Origin of the sequence: Bacillus sp. JJ664 (assembly GCF_036962205.1) — a bacterium.
Lineage (GTDB): Bacteria > Bacillota > Bacilli > Bacillales > Bacillaceae_G > Gottfriedia.
In genome coordinates this window covers 1-1,092 of sequence record NZ_JBALMS010000224.1, presented here as the reverse complement: position 1 = coordinate 1,092, position 1,092 = coordinate 1, and the positions used below count along the sequence as shown (strand labels likewise).

The window sequence follows — 1,092 nt, the reverse complement described above, 5'->3', positions numbered from 1 at the left end:
TCCATTAGGTAGATTCATAAAAATACTATCACCTTGACCAACATCAAAAAAATAGACTAGTAAAGGGTGAGTAATATATCCATAATTCACTGACCTAGCATCAATCTTTACTCCACCTAAAAAAGTTGTAAAAAGGACTAATATACAGATTAGTAGAGAGTAGCGTTTCTTTTTCATGTCCATTTCACTTCCTCCTACTATTATTTTCTCTTTGTAAAAACAAAAGTATGTATAATTCACATAACAATTTAATAAATTTTCCTTGAAACTAAATCAATAAAAAAAAACGCTGCAATCGATCACAGCGTTTTAAATATATCTTCTAACTGATTCACAACTAGTAATGTCTCACTAAATTGTTCAAACGGTTGATTTGTTATATAAATTCCATGCATCCCTAACTTTAGAGCAGGTGAAATTTCATTCATAAAGTTATCTCCAATCGAAACAACTTCATGTGGCAGCACATTATATTCTTTTAAAATATTTTTCAGATGTTTCTCTGTTTCCAATGGTTTTTTTCCATCCGTAATTTCTAAATCAAAAAGATCTGTTAGACCTAAAAGTTTCAGTAATCTTGAAACATCCTCTCGATCCGAATTTGTTAACAACACTAAATGCTTTTCATGTTTAACTGATTGCAAAGCTTCTTTTAAACCTTTTATATAAGGTATAACAAATTCACTTGTCGCCATATATTCTTTTGTTCGATCATAACAATGATACACATTTCTTGCTCCGTAATGGTAACTGGTTACAAGCGGTAGCCACCATCCATCACCAACCGGAATAAATGGTAAATCAAAATGATTTTGTTCATCATAGTTTTTCGGTAATTTATCTCTTGATACTAGTTGCCCGTCCCATGTATGTACTTGAATCGGCTTCATCGTGATTGGATCAAGCGTAATGATAAAATCCAATTCAGAATCATATACCTTTCCGATTGTTAATGCATGGTCCATGTCTTTTATTTTTTGATAATCTTTTAGAAAAAGATCTCTTTTATCTTCATTAATTTCTTTTGATAAAAGATTTGCATAGTAATCATAATGATCTGTACCATCATATAGTGTTCCATCTAAATCAAAT

At 30.7% G+C, this 1,092-nt stretch carries 1 protein-coding gene and 1 pseudogene; both read right to left on the bottom strand.

Translation table 11 applies throughout. The features are described from left to right. Window positions 1-183 (bottom strand): annotated as a pseudogene (locus tag V7056_RS20535) (hypothetical protein); the annotation flags it as partial. 116 nt (window positions 184-299) lie between these two features. Then, window positions 300-1,092, bottom strand: a 793-nt coding sequence (locus tag V7056_RS20530) for an HAD family hydrolase (RefSeq protein ID WP_499704241.1), incomplete at its 5' end; no start/stop codon positions are given.